Raw genomic sequence first — 19,219 nt, forward strand, 5'->3', positions numbered from 1 at the left:
CGCGATGACAGTATGGTTTTCCAAAGATCTCTCGAATATTATTTTACGCCCAGCACTTCTTTTGACATGTGCATCGTTACCAGCATGTGCGGCACGTCTACCACTTCGGCAATTTTGAGATCCCCCGCCAACGAACATAGCGCATAGGCATCATTGCGATCCATGCCGTGTTCTTCTTCGAGATAATCAATCATATAACGCGTTGCCTTCTTCGCCGCTTCATCAATGGTTTTTCCGAACCCGGTTACCGCATAATAATCATCCGTTTCGTATTGCGGCTCTTGAATTTTTCGTCCTCCTTTGATCACTTCCACTTCGTAAACAATGCGCGTAGGCGCTTCAATGGCCGTACCACAAACTTCTCCGTGACCTTGTGCGGCATGAGCATCACCTATTGAAAACAGGGCTCCTTCTACCTGTACAGGGAAATAAATAGTAGTTCCCTCTGTCATATTGGGGTCATCCATATTACCGCCGTTAGCCCGCGGCGGTACGGTTGAAAGCTCTTCTTCTGTATCTGGCGCCACACCCATGACGCCCGGAAAGGGATCGATAGGAATATTAATACTATCGTTAAAAGCTGCAGTATTATCCCCTTCATTAAATTCAAACGTCTTCAAATACGGCTCATCAAACTCATCGGCCAAAAAACCGAAGCCGGGAATAATACCGGTCCATCCCCAACTGCCCAATTCAATTTTGTGCAGTTTAACTTTGAGCACATCTCCCGGCTCTGCCCCCTCAACATAAACAGGTCCGGTTAGCGGGTGAATGGGATCAAAGCTTAAATTTTTGATATCCTCTACCGTGGATTCCGGAGTTAACTGCTGGTCGGATGCCTCTTCGGTATTTACTTCAACCACCGCTCCCGACTCCACGCGAATAAGCGGTTCTACGGTACTACTCCAGTAACTATGCGTTTGATCGGCTGAGAGCGTATACTGCGGCTCCGGAACAACCTCTAAATTTCCGGTATCCGACATCTTTTGTTCACATCCTATCCCCAATAACAATATTAATCCGAATATTAAAGTATGCTGTTTCATTGTAACCCTGTTTATAATTAACATTTGATTATTTCTTAACGGCTACTTTGTATAGCCAAATTATAAAAAACACTGCTGCCAATGCGCCCAGCCAATCGGCAAACGGTGCAAATGACTCCGGAACTAACCTGATAGCATCGGTACTCTCCTGTATGGCAAACGGAATGGCCAACACTATACCAATCAGTGCCTCTCCAGTTATTAGTCCCGATGAAAACAATAATCCCCTGCGCTCTGCCTTAGTTTTAGCGGCTTCCACATCGGCTCCTTCCTGTTTTGCTCGATTGACCACCATTCGTCCGGCCCACCATGCAATCATACCTCCGATAAAAATAGGTACTGTAAGTTCAAGAGGCAGATATATCCCAACTGCGACTGCAAGTACGGGCGTTCGAAATTCATACTCTTTGGATTCGAGGATTTTATCCAAAATAATAATAGCCACCGCAATAACCGCTCCTATCCAGATCATATTCCATTCCAAATTGCGGGCGAATACCCCTTCAGCCACTGACTGCATGAGCGTAGCTTGTGGAGCGCTCAACATTTCTGCGGAACTCATTCCCTCACGCGGCAAAACCCCACCTAATCCGTATGCGTTGAACAGTAAACTCAATATTGGGGCAATAACTAAGGCTGCCGAAACAACACCCACAATCTGCATAATTTGCTGTTTATACGGAGTTGCCCCTACGATCTGACCCGCTTTTAAATCCTGCATATTATCACCGGCAATAGCAGCGGCACAAGCCACCATTGCCCCAACCAGAATTGCCGCAGCTGCAGCGGCCTGAGCTCTTCCCGTATCAACTGAGAAATCAAGCTGAGAACCCAAAAGAGCCAATAGTATCAGTGACGTTGCCAAAATAGTAGCTATGGTTACCCCCGAAATAGGGTTATTGGATGACCCTACAAGACCGGCCATATATCCGGCAACAGAAGAAAATAGAAAACCGGCCACTAACGAAAATACAGCACCTATTCCCATTGTGGTCCAATACAGTCCGCTCGATACCGGCAGATGCGTTGTATCAATAACCTGGGTGAACACGATAAAGATCGGGACGGCTAATCCAATGATTCCCCATAACACGTAATTGATAGGCATATCACGCTCGGTGCGTGGTATATCGGCACTTTCTCCGGTACGAGCTTTCTTAACCGCTTCCCATGATGATGCGATTCCATCCTTCAGTGGTTTGGCAAGTGAAATCAACGCCCAGATACCTCCAACAACCATGGCTCCAACACCCATATAGCGAATCTTTTGACTCCAGATTTCGAGGGCCGCATCGTATCCACTCATATTTCCAACGACTTCGGCGACATCAGCAGGACTTGCAAATGCCATGTACAGTGGAATTCCGAACAACCATGAAATGAGTCCCCCTGCAAAGACGAGTACCGCAATATTTAATCCCACAATATATCCGACTCCCAGGAGAGCCACCGACAGTTCTGTCCCCATCCCGAAGATAGATTTACCAGCTGTCACCGATCCGCTTACTGATCCCGAAAACAATTTAAATCCTGTTTGTCCCAATTTATACAGTGCGGCAGCCAGACCGGCCCAGGCAATTTGTACAATACCCTTACCACCTTCGGTCCCCGCCTTCAACACCTCACCGGTAGCAACGCCTTCCGGAAATTTAAGCTTCTTCTCGATGATGAGAGCTCTTCGCAGTGGAATAGTAAAAAGTACTCCAAGAATCCCGCCAAACATGGCAATGGCCATGGTATCGAGGAAAGGAAAGTCTGACCAGTAGCGGAGCAAAATAAGGGCGGGTAAGGTAAAAATAACTCCCGCAGCTAATGATTCACCGGCCGATGCCGCCGTCTGCACAATATTGTTTTCCAGGATATTTGACTCTTTAAACATCCGTAATACTGCCATGGAAATAACGGCCGCCGGAATGGAGGCCGAGACTGTCATCCCCACTTTTAATCCCAGATAGGCATTGGCACCGGCCAAAATGGCCGAAAGCAAAATTCCCAGAATTACCGCTTTAAATGTTATTTGCGGATAATCATCCTCCGCTCGAACATACGGTACAAATTGCTTGGTCTCGTCACTCAAATCATTCCCCCGTTATTTCTGGTTGATTCGCTGCAAATTAAAAGAACTAAACAAGAAAGCAAGAGGCAGATTAACCGGTTGCCATTTTCATCCCTACTCTTTGCTTACTATCGGTGTTTTTGTACTTTGGGCTGCAAAATATCAGTAAAGAATACAACCACCTACTATGAAAATTACGATCGATCACCTTGAAGATTTGCACATGGAAGCCCAAAATGAAGAAGGCGGCAAAATTCGCATGGATGGGACAACCGAAATAGGAGGAATCGAAGGAGGATTTAGTCCCATGCAGTTATTACTCGCAGGAATTGGCGGCTGCAGTGCTATCGATATTATTGGAATTCTGGAAAAGCAGAAACAACCACTCGAAGATTTACAAGTCATCGTCGATGGTGATAAACAATCCGCCGGAACCTATTCTGAATTTAAGACCATCCAGCTGAATTTTGTTTTCACCGGCGATCTCGAAGAAAAGAAGGTGGAACGAGCTATTGATCTGTCACTCGACAAGTATTGCTCGGTTTCAAAGGCTCTCGAAAAAGGATCTGAGATCTCCTACAGTTATGAAATAAGATCCAGCTAATATCGGAAAGCTCTCAAAAACCGAAAAAGAAAGCCATTCGCACCTAAACGAGCATAACGAATACCGAGAGCACTCCACGCCATTTTATCTGAACTCGAGTTTTGTGTTCGATTCAGCCAAATACGCGAGGGCCTAGTTTTTAACTCAGGTTATTTACTTTGAGTACTAAAATCTATATCGATCTTTAGCGCGGGAATTAATTCCCGCGCTTTCTATTTTTCAGGCTTTAATAGTACCCAAAAAGTATTTCTCTATCTCAACTCTCCAAAAATTTAAATACCTGAAGATTTGAACGCTCTCACCTATCCGTAACACAACCCTCGGAAGCTGACGAAACCAATTTGGCATATTTATAAAGTGATCCGCTTTTTACATCCAAAGGTGGAGCCTCCCAATTCTTGCGGCGCTCTTCCAGCTCATCTTTTGAAAGGTGAACATCAATTTCCCGAGTATCCGCATCAATCGTAATCGTATCCCCATCTTTTATTAGCGCAATAGCACCTCCAACCTGTGCCTCCGGCGTAACATGACCAATTACAAAACCGTGCGAACCACCCGAAAAACGTCCGTCGGTAATCAGGGCCACATCCTTCCCTAAGCCAGCCCCCATAATGGCGGCCGTGATGGAAAGCATTTCGCGCATTCCCGGCCCACCCTTAGGGTCCTTCGTAACGGATTACAACCACATCGCCCTTTTGGACTTCTCCGCCTTCAATACCTTTCAGGCTTTCCTCCTCGGAGTTATATACACGCGCCGTACCGGTAAAACGCGTGCCCTCCTTCCCCGTAATTTTGGCAACAGCTCCCTCCGAAGCCAAATTACCGTATAAAATTTGCAGGTGGCCGGTCTCTTTAATAGGATTATCGATGGGCGAAATAATATTCTGTTCCTCAAAAAGACCAGGTACATCCGCCACATTTTCTTCAAGCGTATTTCCGGTAACCGTCAGGCAATCACCGTGCAGATATCCTTCTTCAAGTAGCAATTTTTGCACTGCCGGAACGCCCCCCACATTGTAAAGATCCTCCATTACATACTTACCACTTGGTTTTAAATCAGCCAAATACGGTGTTTGGTTACTAATCTCTTGAAAATCATCAATCGTAAATGGGACTTCTGCAGAACGGGCAATGGCCAGCAAATGCATCACTGCATTAGTTGATCCGCCCAGAGCGACAGTAATCGTCACTGCATTTTCCAGGGCCTTTCGAGTAATAATATCACGTGGTTTGATATCTTCCTCAAGTAAATGAAATATAGCATTTCCCGCCCGTTGGCATTCTTCTATTTTTTGCTGATGGGTTGCAGGAATTGAGGAACTGAAGGGCAAGCTCATTCCCATCGTTTCAATAGCGGATGCCATCGTATTAGCAGTGTACATTCCACCACATGCTCCGGCCCCGGGACAAGCGTGCCGAAGCACATCATGCATTTCATCCTTGCTTATCTCATCCGACAAATACTGTCCATAAGATTCAAAAGCCGATACCACGTCGAGATCTTTTCCATTTAATTTTCCCGGTCGAATGGTGCCTCCATATACCATAATTGAAGGACGATTAAAGCGAGCCATAGCCATAATTGAGCCCGGCATATTTTTATCACATCCCACAATCGAGATATTGCCATCGTACCACTGTGCTCGCATCACCGTTTCAATTGAATCCGCAATAATTTCGCGCGACTGTAAGGAATACTTCATTCCCTGGGTCCCCATCGAAATTCCATCGCTCACACCTATGCTGTGAAACACAAAACCAACCAGTCCCGCATCCCACACACTGTCGCGAACGTGCACAGCAAGATCATTTAAATGCATATTACATGGATTCCCCTCCCACCCAGTACTGGCAATACCGACTTGTGCCTTCTTCATATCATCATCGGTAAGGCCGGCGCCATAAAGCATAGCCTGAGAGCCAACCTGCGATTCTTTTTCTGTAAGTCTTGAACTGTATTTATTGAGCTTGTGAGACATAAACGGCGTTTTAGACAATTTATATTTTGTGATAAGAGACTGCCAAACGATTGAAATATTCTCTATACAAAAAGACAAAAAGCTACAATAATCCAAAGATTATTCAAGAGAACAATACAAATAATCTGTAATCAGAATTAAATTTGACAAGAGAATATCCGTTACCTATAATATTGATTCTTATTTGAAAGAAATAGCTGAAATTGAATTCACAAGCAATAAATATTAACGCATTAGACAAACAATCGGGAGTATTTTCCGATCTGTTCAATGCTGATGGTATTTTTATGTTGCTTGTACATTCGTTGCTCTCTCCCTTCACTTCTTTAGCTGTTTCTATCTCTTCTATAGTAGAAATAATTAGTATAGAGTCTGTAATAGGTCTGCTAAACCTACTAATTATTCTATCTATTCTAATTTCTGGCATTATTAACCTAATCCTAATTATTAACTAACCATAACAGCCAGAGGTTAGAAACTGAATTCCTGATCATATTTAAACTTTCTTCTGACCTCTGGCGGGAAAAGTATATCTGCGAGGTCACATGGAATCTGCAAAAGCAAATACAAGCAACCATAAGAACCAAAAGAAATCTGTCACAGAAAAGCCATCACCCGTATTAAACGGAGCTGGTATTCTCATTAAAACACTGGAAGACCTCAATGTTGATACCGTATTCGGCTATCCGGGCGGTGCCGTTTTACCCCTTTATGATGAGCTGTTTGACAATAATGATATCAACCATGTTCTCATCAGACACGAACAGGCCGGCTCGCATGCCGCCGATGGATATGCCAGAGCCACGGGCAAACCGGGCGTAGTAATGGCGACATCGGGTCCGGGCGGTACAAATACCGTAACAGGCATTGCAACAGCGGCAATGGATTCAATACCGATCGTCGTTTTTACCGGACAAGTTCCCAGAGAAATGATCGGCAATGATGCTTTCCAGGAAGCAGATATTGTTGGCATTACGCGTCCCATCACAAAGAATAATTACCTGGTTAAAGATGTGGATGAGCTGGAAAAGACGGTTCGCGAAGCCTTTCATGTTGCTACCAGTGGACGTCCGGGGCCTGTATTAGTGGATCTTCCCAAGGATATGCTTCAAGCAAAAGGACGGTTTAGCGGACTCCATAAAGTATCGATCCCAAGTTACAAACCCACCAAAAAAGGTCATTTCACGCAAATCCAAAAAGCTGCTGAATTGCTTAGTGAAGCCAAAAAACCCCTGATTTATGCCGGCGGTGGAGTCATCCTTGGTGAGGCCTGGAAAGAGCTTACCGCCCTGGCCGAAAATCACAATATTCCCGTTACCACTACCCTTATGGGATTAGGCGGCTTTCCAGAAAGCAAGCCGCAATCGCTTGGAATGCTGGGCATGCACGGCACCTATTATGCCAATATGGCCACGACCGAATGCGATGTTCTGCTTGCTGTTGGGGCCCGGTTTGATGATCGCGTTACCGGCAATCTGGAGGGATTTTCTCCCCACTCAAAGAAAATACACATTGATATTGATCCCGCGAACATCGGAAAAAATGTAGCAGTTGACGTGCCCATTGTCGGTGATGTAAAACACGTTTTACCGGAAATTGACAAGCATACTGAACAAGCCAGAGACCGATGATTGGTGGGAAACCATCAATAAGTGGAAAGAGGAACATCCGCTGAAAATACCTGATGAGGACAACAAAATTAAACCGCAGCAGATGATGGAATCGATCTCTGACATCACCAACGGAGAAGCCATTGTAGTGACCGATGTAGGGCAACACCAAATGTGGGCTGCTCAACATTATACCTACAACTATCCCCGCTCGTGGATCTCATCGGGTGGACTGGGCACTATGGGCTATGGTTTTCCTGCCGCGCTGGGAGCTTATTTTGGCTGTCCCGACCGTCCGGTTGTATGCATTACCGGTGATGGTGGATTTCAGATGACAGCCTATGAACTGGCAACGGCCGTGGAGTACGAAGTGCCCCTCAAGATTGCCATCATGAACAACGAATGCCTTGGCATGGTACGGCAATGGCAAGAACTATTTTACGATGAGCGATACAGTCATTCTATTCTCAAAAAAGGGAATCCTGATTTTGTCAAACTCGCTGAAAGTTATGGTGCCGCCGGGTTCCGGGCATCCAATAAAAATGAGATGGAGCAAGTGCTTTCCAAGGCTATGGAAATTGACAATCGCCCGGTTGTTATGGATTTCCGGGTTGACGAACGTGAAAATTGCTATCCGATGGTACCCTCGGGAGCGGCATTAAATGAAATGGTTTTGGGGGATAAGGAATGAGCTCAACACAGAACGGTACAGCAACCAGCCCAAAAAAGCACACCCTTTCGGTGGTGGTAAAATATAACCTCAATGCGCTTTCTCGCATTATCGGGATTTTCAGCAGCAAGGGGTTTGAAATCGACAGTATCAGTTTTGGATCAGGAAAAGAGACAGGGCTGGCACGAATCACTATTACCACGCACGGTGATGAGCAAATTATCGAGCAAATCACTAAGCAACTGCATAAAATTATCGATGTGGTAACGGTTTCCGATCTCACCCATCAAAGCTTTGTAGAACGCGAAATGGCGCTGGTAAAAGTTAAGGCACAGCGGTCGGCACGATCCGAAATAATGCAGATTACCGATATTTTTCGCGCCAAAATTATCGACATCAGTCCAGATAACCTGGCCATAGAAATCACCGGCAATCGCGACAAGATCAACGCATTTATCGGCATGGTACGTCCATTCGGCATTATCGAACTGGCACGAACCGGTACTGTAGCACTTAAAAGAGAATTCAAAGGATCAGTTTAACAACAAATACTCAATTAATATCTATTATGGAAGCAAAAACATATTATAACGCAGATGCAGATCTCAAATTTCTGACTGATAAAACGGTAGCCATCATTGGATATGGAAGTCAGGGTCATGCACACGCATTAAATCTCAAAGATAGCGGCGTAGATGTGGTCGTGGGTCTTCGGAAGGACAGTTCATCACGCACTGAGGCCAAAAATAAAGGTCTTGATGTTTACTCAATTGCCGAAGCAGCTCGGAAAGCAGATATTGTAATGGTGCTTATCCCCGATCAATACCAGGCGAATGTATATGAGCAAGAGATAAAACCGAACCTTTCTGATGGCAATGCCCTTGCATTTGCCCACGGCTTCAATATCCACTTTAATCAAATACAACCCGACTCGAATGTGGATGTATTTATGATCGCTCCCAAAAGTCCGGGGCACCTGGTGCGCAGAGTTTATAAAAAGGGATCGGGCGTACCCTGCCTTATTGCCGTGGACCAAGACTATACGGGAACCGCCAAAGATACCGCACTGGCCTACGCCAAAGCTATTGGAGGCACCCGCGCAGGCGTCTTGGAAACCACTTTTAAAGAAGAAACCGAAACCGACCTTTTTGGCGAACAGGCCATACTTTGTGGAGGCGTTTCTGAACTGGTAAAACAGGGCTTTGAAGTACTTACCGAAGCGGGATATCAACCCGAAATTGCCTATTTCGAGTGCCTGCACGAGCTCAAACTTATCGTGGATCTGATGTACGAGGGCGGCATTGAACGCATGTATTACTCCGTAAGTGATACCGCTGAATACGGCGGACTTACTCGTGGAACGGAAGTCATTGATGAAGTCAACAAGGAGCGGATGAAAAACGTGCTCAAGCGGGTACAAAACGGGGCTTTCGCCGACGAATGGATCAAAGAAAATGAAGATGGCATTCCCAATCTCAAGCAGTTGCGATCACAGTTAGGTGACCATCAGATTGAAAAAGTGGGCAAACAACTGCGCTCTATGATGGAAGGAATTTTGGAAGAGGAAAGTGAAGTTGACGAGGCCGCTGAATAATGGATCAGAAAATCTACACATTTGATACTACGCTCCGGGACGGCACGCAGGGCGAAAAGGTAGCTTTTTCAGCTCAGGACAAACTGCGCATCGCCAAGCGACTCGACCGTTTTGGCATCGACTACATCGAAGGAGGCTGGCCGGGCTCCAATCCCAAAGATATGGAATTCTTTGCCCGGGCCCGCGAGCACACTTTTGAACACGCTCGTATTGTGGCATTTGGCAGTACCTGCCGGACCGACACAGATCCCAACAATGATCCGAATATCCAGAGACTTATTGAAGCGGAAACGCCAACGGTTTCGATCTTTGGCAAAAGCTGGCTGCTTCATGTAAATGAAGCCTTGCAAACTACGGCGGAAGAAAATATCCGTATCATTCACGACTCGGTGCACTATCTCAAAGAGCATCACAAAGAAGTTATATATGATGCCGAACACTTTTTTGATGGCTATAAAGCCAATCCCAATTACGCCCTGAATACTATCAAAGCCGCCGAAACGGCCGGTGCTGATACGATTGTACTTTGTGATACCAATGGTGGTACGCTTCCGGCGGATATCACCCGAATTATTACAGAAGTTCAAAAGCATATAAATACAGAAGTTGGAATTCACGCTCACAACGACTGTGAGCTTGGCGTGGCCAATTCTATAACGGCTGTAAATGCCGGGTGCACTCATGTACAGGGTACTATCAACGGGTATGGGGAGCGATGTGGCAATGCCAATCTCTGTTCCATTATCCCCAATCTACAGCTTAAACAAAACTATTACTGTGTGCCCGAAGATAATATGGCTCACCTTGCGGGGCTCTCTCATTTTGTGAGCGAAGTTGCGAATCTAAATCCCAACGACCGTCAACCCTATGTGGGTAAAAGTGCTTTTGCTCACAAAGGCGGCATCCATGTGAGCGCAGTGATGAAAAATGAAGAAACCTACGAACATATCCCTCCCAAGAAGGTGGGCAATAAACGACGCGTTCTTGTTTCTGATTTATCAGGCAAAAGCAATATACGATTTAAATCCAGCCAACTGGGCATCGACGTAAATAATGATAGTAATGAAATTTCTGCGATCGTAGATAAGCTTAAAGAGATGGAAAATAATGGCTACCAGTTTGAGGCCGCAGAGGCTTCGTTTGAACTGCTCGTCAAAAAAATGAAGGATCAATATGAGGAATTTTTCTCGCTCGAGGGCTTCCGGATTATTGTAGAGAAGAATATCTCCGGCACCTCCCGAACCGAAGCCACAATTCGTCTTTCCGTAAATGGACAGATGGAACACTGTGCTGCGGAAGGCAGTGGCCCCGTTCATGCCCTCGATAAAGCACTCCGCAAAGCAATGCATCGCTTCTATCCGGAAATTGCAGACATGCACCTACAGGATTACAAAGTGCGGGTTCTCAATCAAAGAGATGGAACTGACGCACAGGTACGGGTACTTATCGACTCGGCTCATCCCCAGGATTCATGGACCACTGTTGGCGTCTCCAGAAATATCATTGACGCCAGTTGGGAAGCCTTATCAGACAGTTTTAACTACTATTTATCACAACAATATCGAACACATAATCAAAAAGCTATATAACATGACTTTGTTAAACCGACTACCAAAGCCCCAGCTACGCAGTCTGCTGACTGCCTTAAATCTATTGTACCTACTCCACGATCACCAAAAAATTATTGTACAAACGTCGATTAAAAATCCACCTGATCACTATTATGAGTACACAAATTCAAATTTTTGATACGACCCTTCGCGACGGTGAACAATCTCCCGGATTCAGCATGAATCAAGATGAAAAACTGCGGCTTGCCCTTCAGCTCGAACGCATGCAAGCTGACGTTATCGAAGCCGGCTTCCCCATTGCTTCGGAAGGTGATTTTAATACCGTGCGTGAAATCAGCAAAAACATCACTCAAAGCACAGTGGCGGCCCTTTGCCGCACTACTAAAAAAGACATCGAACGAGCGGCAGCCTCACTGGAACCGGCTGCTAAACCGCGCATTCACACTTTTATTGCCACTTCTGATATTCATATGAAGTACAAGCTCAAAAAAAATCGCAAAGAGGTGATGGAATCGGCAATAAAAGCTGTTGAATTATCTAAACAATACTGCGATGAAGTTGAGTTTTCGGCTGAAGATGCCTCACGAAGCGATCCCGAGTTTTTGTTCGAAATATTTGAAGCCGTCATCGATGCGGGAGCTAACGTCATCAATGTGCCCGATACGGTAGGCTATGCCATGCCCTGGGAATTTGGCCAACTCATTAAAAGCATTCGACGAGAAGTCCCTAATATTGACCAAGCTACTCTAAGTGTCCACTGCCACAATGACCTTGGCGTAGGTGTTGCCAATTCGCTTATGGCTTTGAAAAATGGCGCACAGCAAATTGAATGCACCATCAATGGAATTGGAGAACGCGCCGGCAATGCATCACTCGAAGAAATTGTGATGGCTATTGCCACCCGTGAGGAAGAAATGAGCACGAATATTGTAACCGAGCAGCTTGTGCCATCCAGTAAGTTATTATCAGAAATTACGGGTCACAAAGTGCAGCCAAACAAAGCCGTTGTAGGCGATAACGCTTTTGCTCACGAAGCGGGCATTCATCAGCACGGGGTGCTTAACAATCCTATGACTTACGAGATAATGACACCCAAGTCGGTAGGACTTAAAAGCAATAAAATTGTGCTCGGCAAGCATTCAGGCCGTTTTGCACTGGACAAAAAACTGCAAAAAATGGGGTATGCCCTTACCAAGGACAAATTGAACCAAGTATACATGAAATTCACTGATCTTGCTGATGAGAAAAAGAAAGTCAGCGAAAAAGACTTGCTAAATCTTATCAGCCAAACATTACCCCAAAGAAAAATATCCGGAGACGATATCAGAACCCTATAAATTATTTCGAAGAGTACAGCTCCCGCGCAAACAGAGAAGCTGTCAGCCGTCAGCTATTTGTCAGGTAGTTGCTGCTGATAGCTGAATACTGATGACTAAGGGGCCTGATACCTGATCAATTTCAACTGAAAAACAAATTTAAAATTTCTAACTACTTAATATTAAAACATTTAGCATTATGGGAATGACTCTTACAGAAAAAATTTTAGCGAATCACAGCGGTGCCGCATCCGTGGAACCCGGTGAAAGCGTATGGGTAGACGTGGATGTACTTATGACACACGATGTATGTGGCCCGCCCTCTATCTCTATTTTTAAAGACCAATTTGGCGAAGGTGCCCGCGTTTGGGATAAAGAAAAGCTCGTCATTATTCCTGACCACTATATTTTTACCGAAGACAAATACGCTAATCGTAATGTGGATATCCTGAGAGCTTTTGCCGCAGATCAAGACCTGCCCTATTTTTATGATGTGGGATCTGAAGACTACAAAGGCGTTTGTCATATTGCCCTGCCCGAAGAGGGATTTACCCGTCCCGGCGAAATACTTTTTGGCACTGATTCGCATACCTGTACCGCCGGGGCGTTCGGACAATTTGCGACAGGCATTGGCAACACCGATGCGGCCTTTATTATGGGTACCGGTCAACTTTGGGTAAAAGTACCCGAGACTATGCGTTTTGAATTTCACGGCACCTCCATGCCTCCCTATTTGATGGCCAAAGATATCATCCTGCAAATTATTGGCGATATTGGTGTTGATGGAGCCACTTACCGCACCATGGAATTCGGAGGACCGGGAATAAGCTGCATGACAATGGAAGACCGTATGACCCTCACCAACATGGTAATTGAGGCGGGCGGCAAAAATGGCGTTGTGGAACCCGATGCCACAACAGAAGCATACGTTAAACAGCGCACTGACAAACCTTTTGAACCGGTGTACAGTGATCCCGATGCCAACTATCACTCCAAATATCGATATAACTTAGAAGAGATGGTTCCGATGGTTGCCAAACCACACAGTCCCGATAATAAAGCAAAAGCTATTGAGCTCGAAGGTACGACGCTGGATCAGGCATACATCGGATCATGCACGGGTGGAAAGCTGTCAGATTTTAAAGCCGCGGCCGAAATTATTGCCGGCAATGATCTCAAAATTGATACTTACGTTGTGCCCGCTACTACCGAAATTGCCGATGGACTCGAAACCGAAACCGTAAACGGCAAACCACTAATCGATATCTTCAGAAAAGCCGGCTGCAAAATTGGTCAGGCCTCATGTGCGGCATGCCTTGGCGGACCCTCCGACACTTTCGGCCGGCTCAACAATCAGGAGGTATGTATTTCTACCACAAACCGAAATTACCCGGGACGTATGGGATCCAAAGAATCGGAAGTCTATTTGGCCTCTCCCTATACGGTAGCTGCATCTGCCGTTACCGGAAAGATTACGGATCCGCGCGTTTTTATTCACCAAACTATTATTTAGAACCTACTAACCCATTACTTATTGATAGCTATGTCAAAACAAAATCAAACTATTAAAGGAAAAGCGTTTGTGCTCGGTAAAAACATTGATACCGACCAAATTATTCCGGCCGAGCATCTTGTTTACAGCCTCGATGATCCCGAAGAACGAAAATTTTACGGTCGACATGCCCTTTCCGGGGTTCCCGATAAGCAATCGGGGCTTCCGCAAGGAAACATCCCACTGGTGGATGATGATCAATTTGAAAGTGAGTTTTCCATCATCGTAGGCGGTCCCAATTTTGGATGCGGATCATCTCGTGAACACGCTCCGGCTTCGCTCGATATTGCCGGTGTTGAGGCCATTATAGCCCCCACCTTCGCGCGTATCTTTTATCGTAATTCAGTGGATGGCGGATTTGTTATTCCCTATGAAAGTCTTCAGGACCTTAGTCAGGAAGTAAAAACCGGTGATCAAATTGAAATCCATCCCGAAAAACAAACGGTAATAAATATCACCCAGAATACCAGTTACGAAATTCGTCCACTGGGAAGTGTGGCCAATATTGTAAATGCTGGTGGAATTTTTGAATTTGCACGAAAGGAGGGAATGATTGATGTCAAAAACTAAAGAACTTATTGTATTACCGGGCGATGGTATCGGACCGGAGGTGACCAAAGAAGCAATTAAAATACTGCAAACCGTTTGCAAGCGGCACAACAAAAAACTAAGGATTCGAAGCTTCCCGGTGGGAGGCGCCAGCATCGATCGCTACGGACGTCCCCTTACGGAAGAAGCCCTTAAGGCATGCAAAGAAAGTTCAGCAGTGCTGTTGGGCGCAGTCGGAGGTCCCAAGTGGGACGATCAACCTAAAGATAAGCGGCCTGAAGCAGCTCTGTTACAACTACGAAAAGAGCTCGATCTTTTTGCAAATCTCCGCCCCATCACCACCTATAAATCACTTCTGCAAAGCTCCCCATTGAAACGAGAAATCGTCAGTGGGGTGGATATCATGATTGTCCGTGAACTTACCGGTGGAATTTACTTTGGAAGGCCGCGATTTATCGAACAAACGGAAAACGGGGAGCGGGGCGTAGATACCCTGTCGTATACAACCGAAGAAATTGAGCGGGTAGCTCATGCCGCCTTTAAAACAGCCGCAAATCGAAATAGAAAGATCATTTCTGTGGATAAATCCAATGTATTGGATTCTTCACGGTTGTGGCGAAAAACAGTACAGGAATCAGCCAAACAGTGGCCCGAAATAGAACTCCAGCACATGCTGGTTGATAATTGCGCAATGCAGCTCGTACGTAATCCCAAACAGTTCGACGTCATTCTAACGGGCAATATGTTTGGAGATATTCTCAGCGATGAGGCTTCTATGATTACCGGATCTATTGGTATGCTACCTTCGGCCAGTCTCGGCGAAGAGTTTGCCATGTACGAACCTGTTCATGGATCGGCACCCGATATTGCCGGACAAAGAGCTGCTAACCCGATAGCTGCCATTGCTTCAGTCGCACTTATGTGTCGTTACTCACTGGATATGCCCGAAGCTGCCCTTGAAATTGAAGAAGCCATTAAAGGTACTCTGGAAGATGGATTTCGAACCGCTGACATTTATGGTCATTCAACAAAGGAATACCGTGCCACTACATCTGAGATAGGAAGTGCAATCGACAAACATTTAAGTCCCAATCTAAAACCAGGAAACTTACTCTAAATAAGCAGAGAAAGAATACTCCAATTTTTATACAACTAATGAGAATACATCCAAAAGCATTAATATATAGGAAGCGCTTATTCGGTTTACTCTGTTGCGACAAGCTGCAATGATGCTGAATTCACGCAGTATCGCAGTCCCGTGGGTTTGGGTCCATCAGGAAAAACGTGCCCCAGATGTGCATCACAGACATTACATAATACTTCAATGCGCTGCATTCCGTGGCTGTAGTCTTCTTCATATTTAACGACATTATCTTTTACAGGCTCCCCAAAACTGGGCCAGCCCGAGCCTGACTCAAATTTATCGGTAGAATCAAAGAGCTCTGTGCCACAACAAACACAGGCATACAAACCCGGCTTGTGACTTTCGCAATATTCGCCTGTCCCCGGCCGCTCCGTACCATGCTTTCGAGTTACATAAAACTGCTCGTCGGTAAGTTCTTGCTTCCACTCTTCATCATTTTTTTCAACTCTTCTCGGCGGTTCAGGATTACCTTTTCCTGCGTATTCATTTACCTGTTTCCAATCAATCATAAGCTTCAACTAGACTATTAAAAAGAAAAAGGCCAGAATAAATCTGACCTTTATTGTCGGGACGATCCCGAATAATCGGGACACCCCTTCGTCCCGAACGAAGTGCGCTACCGGACTGCGCTACGTCCCGTTAAGGGATATTAAATTAGATATAGTCCACTTCTGAAGTGGACTATATCTTAATCTTAGATTTATGCAATTTTTTTGATTAAATCAGCAGTACGAGCCGAATATCCTGCTTCGTTATCGTACCAGGCAAGAATTTTAACAAGGTTGCCGTTCGCTTTGGTAAAGCCGCTGTCATAAATACAAGAATGGGGATCACCTAAAATATCAGTAGAAACCAACTCTTCTTCTGAATAAGCCAATACCCCTTTCATGGCACCATTAGCAGCATCCTTGAACGCCTTGTCAACCTGTTCAACGGTAACATCCTTACTAAGAATGGCCGTAAGATCAGTCAGTGAACCATCCGCAACAGGAACCCGAACAGCACTTCCATCTAACTTACCCTTAATTTCGGGCATCACTAATTCTACCGTTTGCGCAGCTCCAGTTGTTGTTGGTACTAAATTTAATCCAGCGGTACGTCCACGACGAGGATCCTTGTGCGGACCGTCCAGAATATTTTGGCTACCCGTATACGCATGGGTTGTGGTCATAAATCCTTTTTCAAGGCCAAAGCTATCATCAAGAACTTTTACCATCGGCGCCAGACAATTGGTCGTACAACTGGCGTTGGAGTAGATTTGGGCGTTGTCATCAATAATATCATCATTTACCCCCAGCACTACGGTTTTTACATCACCGTCACCTTTTGCCGGAGCAGAAATGATTACCTTCTCAGCACCTGCTTCCAAATGTTTGGATGCCTCTTCTTTTGTGCGGAAGAACCCCGTTGATTCTACAATAATATCAGCACCGCGCTCTCCCCATTTCAAATTGGAAGGGTCCTTTTCTGCTGAAACTCCAATCTTCATTCCATCAATCGTAATACTGTTCTTAGTATGGCTTACCTCACCCGGATAAGTACCGTGAACAGAATCACGTTTAAAGAGGTAGGCAAGCGTCTCAGCATCCATTAAATCGTTAACACCTACAATATTAATTTCATCTTTGTGGTACGCCATAATAGATCGCGCTACCAATCTTCCAATGCGCCCAAAACCATTAATACCTATATTAATTTTACTCATAAATTGTAACCTTTTCGTTACTTCGTTAAAGTTCTCGCGATATTAAAATCGCGTGTTATTGACTTTCAACTAAAAATAAGAGTTCAAACGATCTTTTGTAAACTATTCCTTAATTAATTTGCCACTAATCTTCATCCAGATCGATATCTTCGGAAATCTCTTCTTCATCTATTAAATCATCAATCTCATCTGTATCAAGAAGATCATCACCATCTTCATCATCCAGATCAGATTCTTGTTCATTGGCAGCATCGGCCTTTGCACCGGCCCGCCGTAATTGACTTGCGACTTCAACATTATCATTATCCAAAGCCAGTGACAGGGCTGAATGACCATCTTTGTCTTTCACTTTTATCTTTGCCTTGTTTGCCAGCAAATAATTAACAATATCGGAATGACCTTCTCTGGCAGCAAGCATTAAAGGAGTCTGCCCCCATCTCTGCTCAGCATTAACATTAGCACCATTTTCGACCAATAGTTTAACGGCCTCTAAATTTCCTTCGCGGGCCGCGGCAATAAGACTCAAGTCACCGGCCTTAGCTCCGTGGTTCAACAACTTTTGAATAATATCGACATGTCCATTTTCGGCTGCCCTGCTAACAGCTGTGCCCCCCATTGATGTTGAGGCATTAACATCAGCACCCTCATCCAATAAAAAATCGACAACCTCGGCCTGGTTATTTTCAGCTGCTAAAATAAGTGCAGTGACCCCATTTTTTGCAGTCTCATTTACATCATACTCATCTTCACTGAGCTTCTTTAATTGGGCCAAGTCTCCATTTTTTGCGGCATCCAGCAGTGGTGATAACTCCATATCAACATTATTTTATTGTAGGATAAAAGTGAAAGTGATTATATGACAATTATCTGATTATTTGTCAAAATAAATTTCCTTTTTGGGATATTTTAATGAAGCATTCCATGGCCGTTATAGCCGTTCATAAAATCCTTCCCGCTCATTCGCTTTTTACCTTCCAGTTGTACTTTTTTCAGTACTACGCTTCCGTTTTTACAACCCGCAATAAGATCATCATTATACATCTGCAGGCGTCCATGAGCTAAATCTATGGAAGGACCCATTTCTGATCGGTACATGTTAAACTTCAGATCGTCCAGCATAGCCCATGCCGTTGGAAATGGGCTAAGACCACGGATTTTATTGTGAACCTTTTCGGCCGTTTTACTAAAATCAATCTTACAATCCTCTGTAAATAATTTAGGCGCCGGCGTTGCTTTATCGTGATCCTGTTCCATCAATTGATAGGAATTCTGTTCTATCTGATCGACAGCATCCAATAACAATTCACTGCCCATTTTCTTAAGGCGCTCGTACACATCGCCCGTAGTCTCATTGGGACCAATATCGGTTTCTCGCTGCACAATGATATTCCCGGTATCAACTTTTTCATCCAGAAAAAACACCGTACAGCCGGTCTTCTCTTCTCCATTCATAATTGCCCAATGAATGGGAGCAGCTCCTCGATACTTGGGAAGCAGTGAAGCATGCAGATTAATCGACCCTTTTTGGGGCAGATCAAGAATTTTCGGTGGCAAAACGCGAAATGCAACAACAACAAACAGATCAGCGTTTAATGCCTTGAGCTTATCATAAAAGCGGGAGTCGTCAAGTTCTTCTACTTCAATAACCGGCAAATCCAGTTCAAGTGCTCTTCTTTTTACAGCCGTTGGTGAAGGTTTTGCACGTCGACCGCGCCGCTTATCCACATTACTTACAACTGATACAATTTCGTGGTCTGATTGGTGCAATTTCTCCAGGCTGGGAATCGCAAAATCCGGAGAGCCCATGAATACAATGCGCATAA

Annotated in this window: 14 protein-coding genes and 2 pseudogenes; 9 read left to right on the forward strand and 7 right to left on the reverse strand. The window is 45.0% G+C overall.

From position 1 onward, the window contains the following. Positions 1-38 precede the first annotated feature (38 nt). Together U5J89_RS01530 and U5J89_RS01535 are read right to left on the reverse strand one after the other, a co-directional pair. On the reverse strand, positions 39-1,046 hold the full coding sequence (locus U5J89_RS01530) for an acetamidase/formamidase family protein (RefSeq protein WP_322573844.1): 1,008 nt from the start codon (positions 1,044-1,046) through the stop codon (positions 39-41). 28 nt (positions 1,047-1,074) lie between these two features. Next, positions 1,075-3,123: an OPT family oligopeptide transporter gene (locus U5J89_RS01535; RefSeq protein WP_322573845.1), complete on the reverse strand. Its 2,049-nt coding sequence runs from the start codon at positions 3,121-3,123 to the stop codon at positions 1,075-1,077. 166 nt (positions 3,124-3,289) lie between these two features. Here U5J89_RS01535 and U5J89_RS01540 point away from each other — a divergent pair, with 166 nt between their 5' ends. Then, complete coding sequence (locus tag U5J89_RS01540) at positions 3,290-3,706, forward strand: OsmC family protein (RefSeq protein ID WP_322573846.1); 417 nt, start codon at positions 3,290-3,292, stop codon at positions 3,704-3,706. Positions 3,707-4,004: 298 nt separating this feature from the next. On the opposite strand, the pseudogene ilvD reads toward U5J89_RS01540, so the two are convergent. Beyond that, a pseudogene (ilvD, locus tag U5J89_RS01550) lies at positions 4,005-5,685 on the reverse strand (dihydroxy-acid dehydratase). 545 nt (positions 5,686-6,230) lie between these two features. Here ilvD and ilvB point away from each other — a divergent pair. The 8 genes and pseudogenes from ilvB (at position 6,231) to leuB (ending at position 15,664) form a co-directional block, all read left to right on the forward strand. Then, positions 6,231-7,986, forward strand: a pseudogene (gene ilvB / locus U5J89_RS15860) (biosynthetic-type acetolactate synthase large subunit). Next, positions 7,983-8,507 (forward strand): acetolactate synthase small subunit, encoded by a 525-nt coding sequence (ilvN, locus tag U5J89_RS01565; protein WP_322573851.1) that lies wholly within the window; start codon positions 7,983-7,985, stop codon positions 8,505-8,507. Before ilvB ends, ilvN begins: the two are co-directional and overlap by 4 nt. A 26-nt stretch (positions 8,508-8,533) precedes the next feature. Continuing rightward, positions 8,534-9,559, forward strand: a complete 1,026-nt coding sequence (gene ilvC, locus U5J89_RS01570) for a ketol-acid reductoisomerase (protein ID WP_322573852.1) — start codon at positions 8,534-8,536, stop codon at positions 9,557-9,559. Next, positions 9,559-11,148 (forward strand): citramalate synthase, encoded by a 1,590-nt coding sequence (cimA, locus tag U5J89_RS01575; protein WP_322573853.1) that lies wholly within the window; start codon positions 9,559-9,561, stop codon positions 11,146-11,148. Before ilvC ends, cimA begins: the two co-directional genes overlap by 1 nt. A gap of 134 nt (positions 11,149-11,282) precedes the next feature. Further along, positions 11,283-12,467 carry a 2-isopropylmalate synthase gene (locus tag U5J89_RS01580; RefSeq protein WP_322573854.1) on the forward strand — a complete coding sequence of 395 codons (1,185 nt, stop codon included), beginning with the start codon at positions 11,283-11,285 and terminating at the stop codon, positions 12,465-12,467. 178 nt (positions 12,468-12,645) lie between these two features. Continuing rightward, the gene (locus tag U5J89_RS01585) at positions 12,646-13,959 is read left to right on the forward strand and encodes a 3-isopropylmalate dehydratase large subunit (protein WP_416208489.1); all 1,314 of its coding nucleotides are present in this window, start codon (positions 12,646-12,648) and stop codon (positions 13,957-13,959) included. A 30-nt stretch (positions 13,960-13,989) separates the two neighbouring features. Next, a complete protein-coding gene (locus U5J89_RS01590) occupies positions 13,990-14,568 on the forward strand; it encodes a hypothetical protein (RefSeq protein ID WP_322573856.1) in 579 nt (192 codons plus the stop codon). Further along, the gene (gene leuB, locus U5J89_RS01595) at positions 14,555-15,664 is read left to right on the forward strand and encodes a 3-isopropylmalate dehydrogenase (protein WP_322573857.1); all 1,110 of its coding nucleotides are present in this window, start codon (positions 14,555-14,557) and stop codon (positions 15,662-15,664) included. The genes U5J89_RS01590 and leuB overlap by 14 nt, the downstream gene beginning before the upstream one ends. 86 nt (positions 15,665-15,750) lie before the next feature. Here leuB and msrB read toward each other — a convergent pair whose 3' ends face one another. The 4 genes from msrB to fmt all read right to left on the reverse strand — a co-directional run bounded on the left by msrB (position 15,751) and on the right by fmt (position 19,217). Beyond that, entirely contained in the window at positions 15,751-16,200 is a 450-nt protein-coding gene (msrB, locus tag U5J89_RS01600) for a peptide-methionine (R)-S-oxide reductase MsrB (RefSeq protein ID WP_322573858.1), read from the reverse strand. A gap of 191 nt (positions 16,201-16,391) precedes the next feature. Beyond that, on the reverse strand, positions 16,392-17,396 hold the full coding sequence (gene gap, locus U5J89_RS01605) for a type I glyceraldehyde-3-phosphate dehydrogenase (protein ID WP_322573859.1): 1,005 nt from the start codon (positions 17,394-17,396) through the stop codon (positions 16,392-16,394). Between the two features lie 124 nt (positions 17,397-17,520). Continuing rightward, the gene (locus tag U5J89_RS01610; RefSeq protein WP_322573860.1) at positions 17,521-18,210 is read right to left on the reverse strand and encodes an ankyrin repeat domain-containing protein; all 690 of its coding nucleotides are present in this window, start codon (positions 18,208-18,210) and stop codon (positions 17,521-17,523) included. A 92-nt stretch (positions 18,211-18,302) separates the two neighbouring features. Continuing rightward, a complete protein-coding gene (gene fmt, locus U5J89_RS01615; RefSeq protein ID WP_322573861.1) occupies positions 18,303-19,217 on the reverse strand; it encodes a methionyl-tRNA formyltransferase in 915 nt (304 codons plus the stop codon). Between the last annotated feature and the right edge of the window lie 2 nt (positions 19,218-19,219).

The sequence above is a fragment of the Fodinibius sp. genome, from assembly GCF_034521915.1.
Classification (GTDB): domain Bacteria; phylum Bacteroidota; class Rhodothermia; order Balneolales; family Balneolaceae; genus Fodinibius.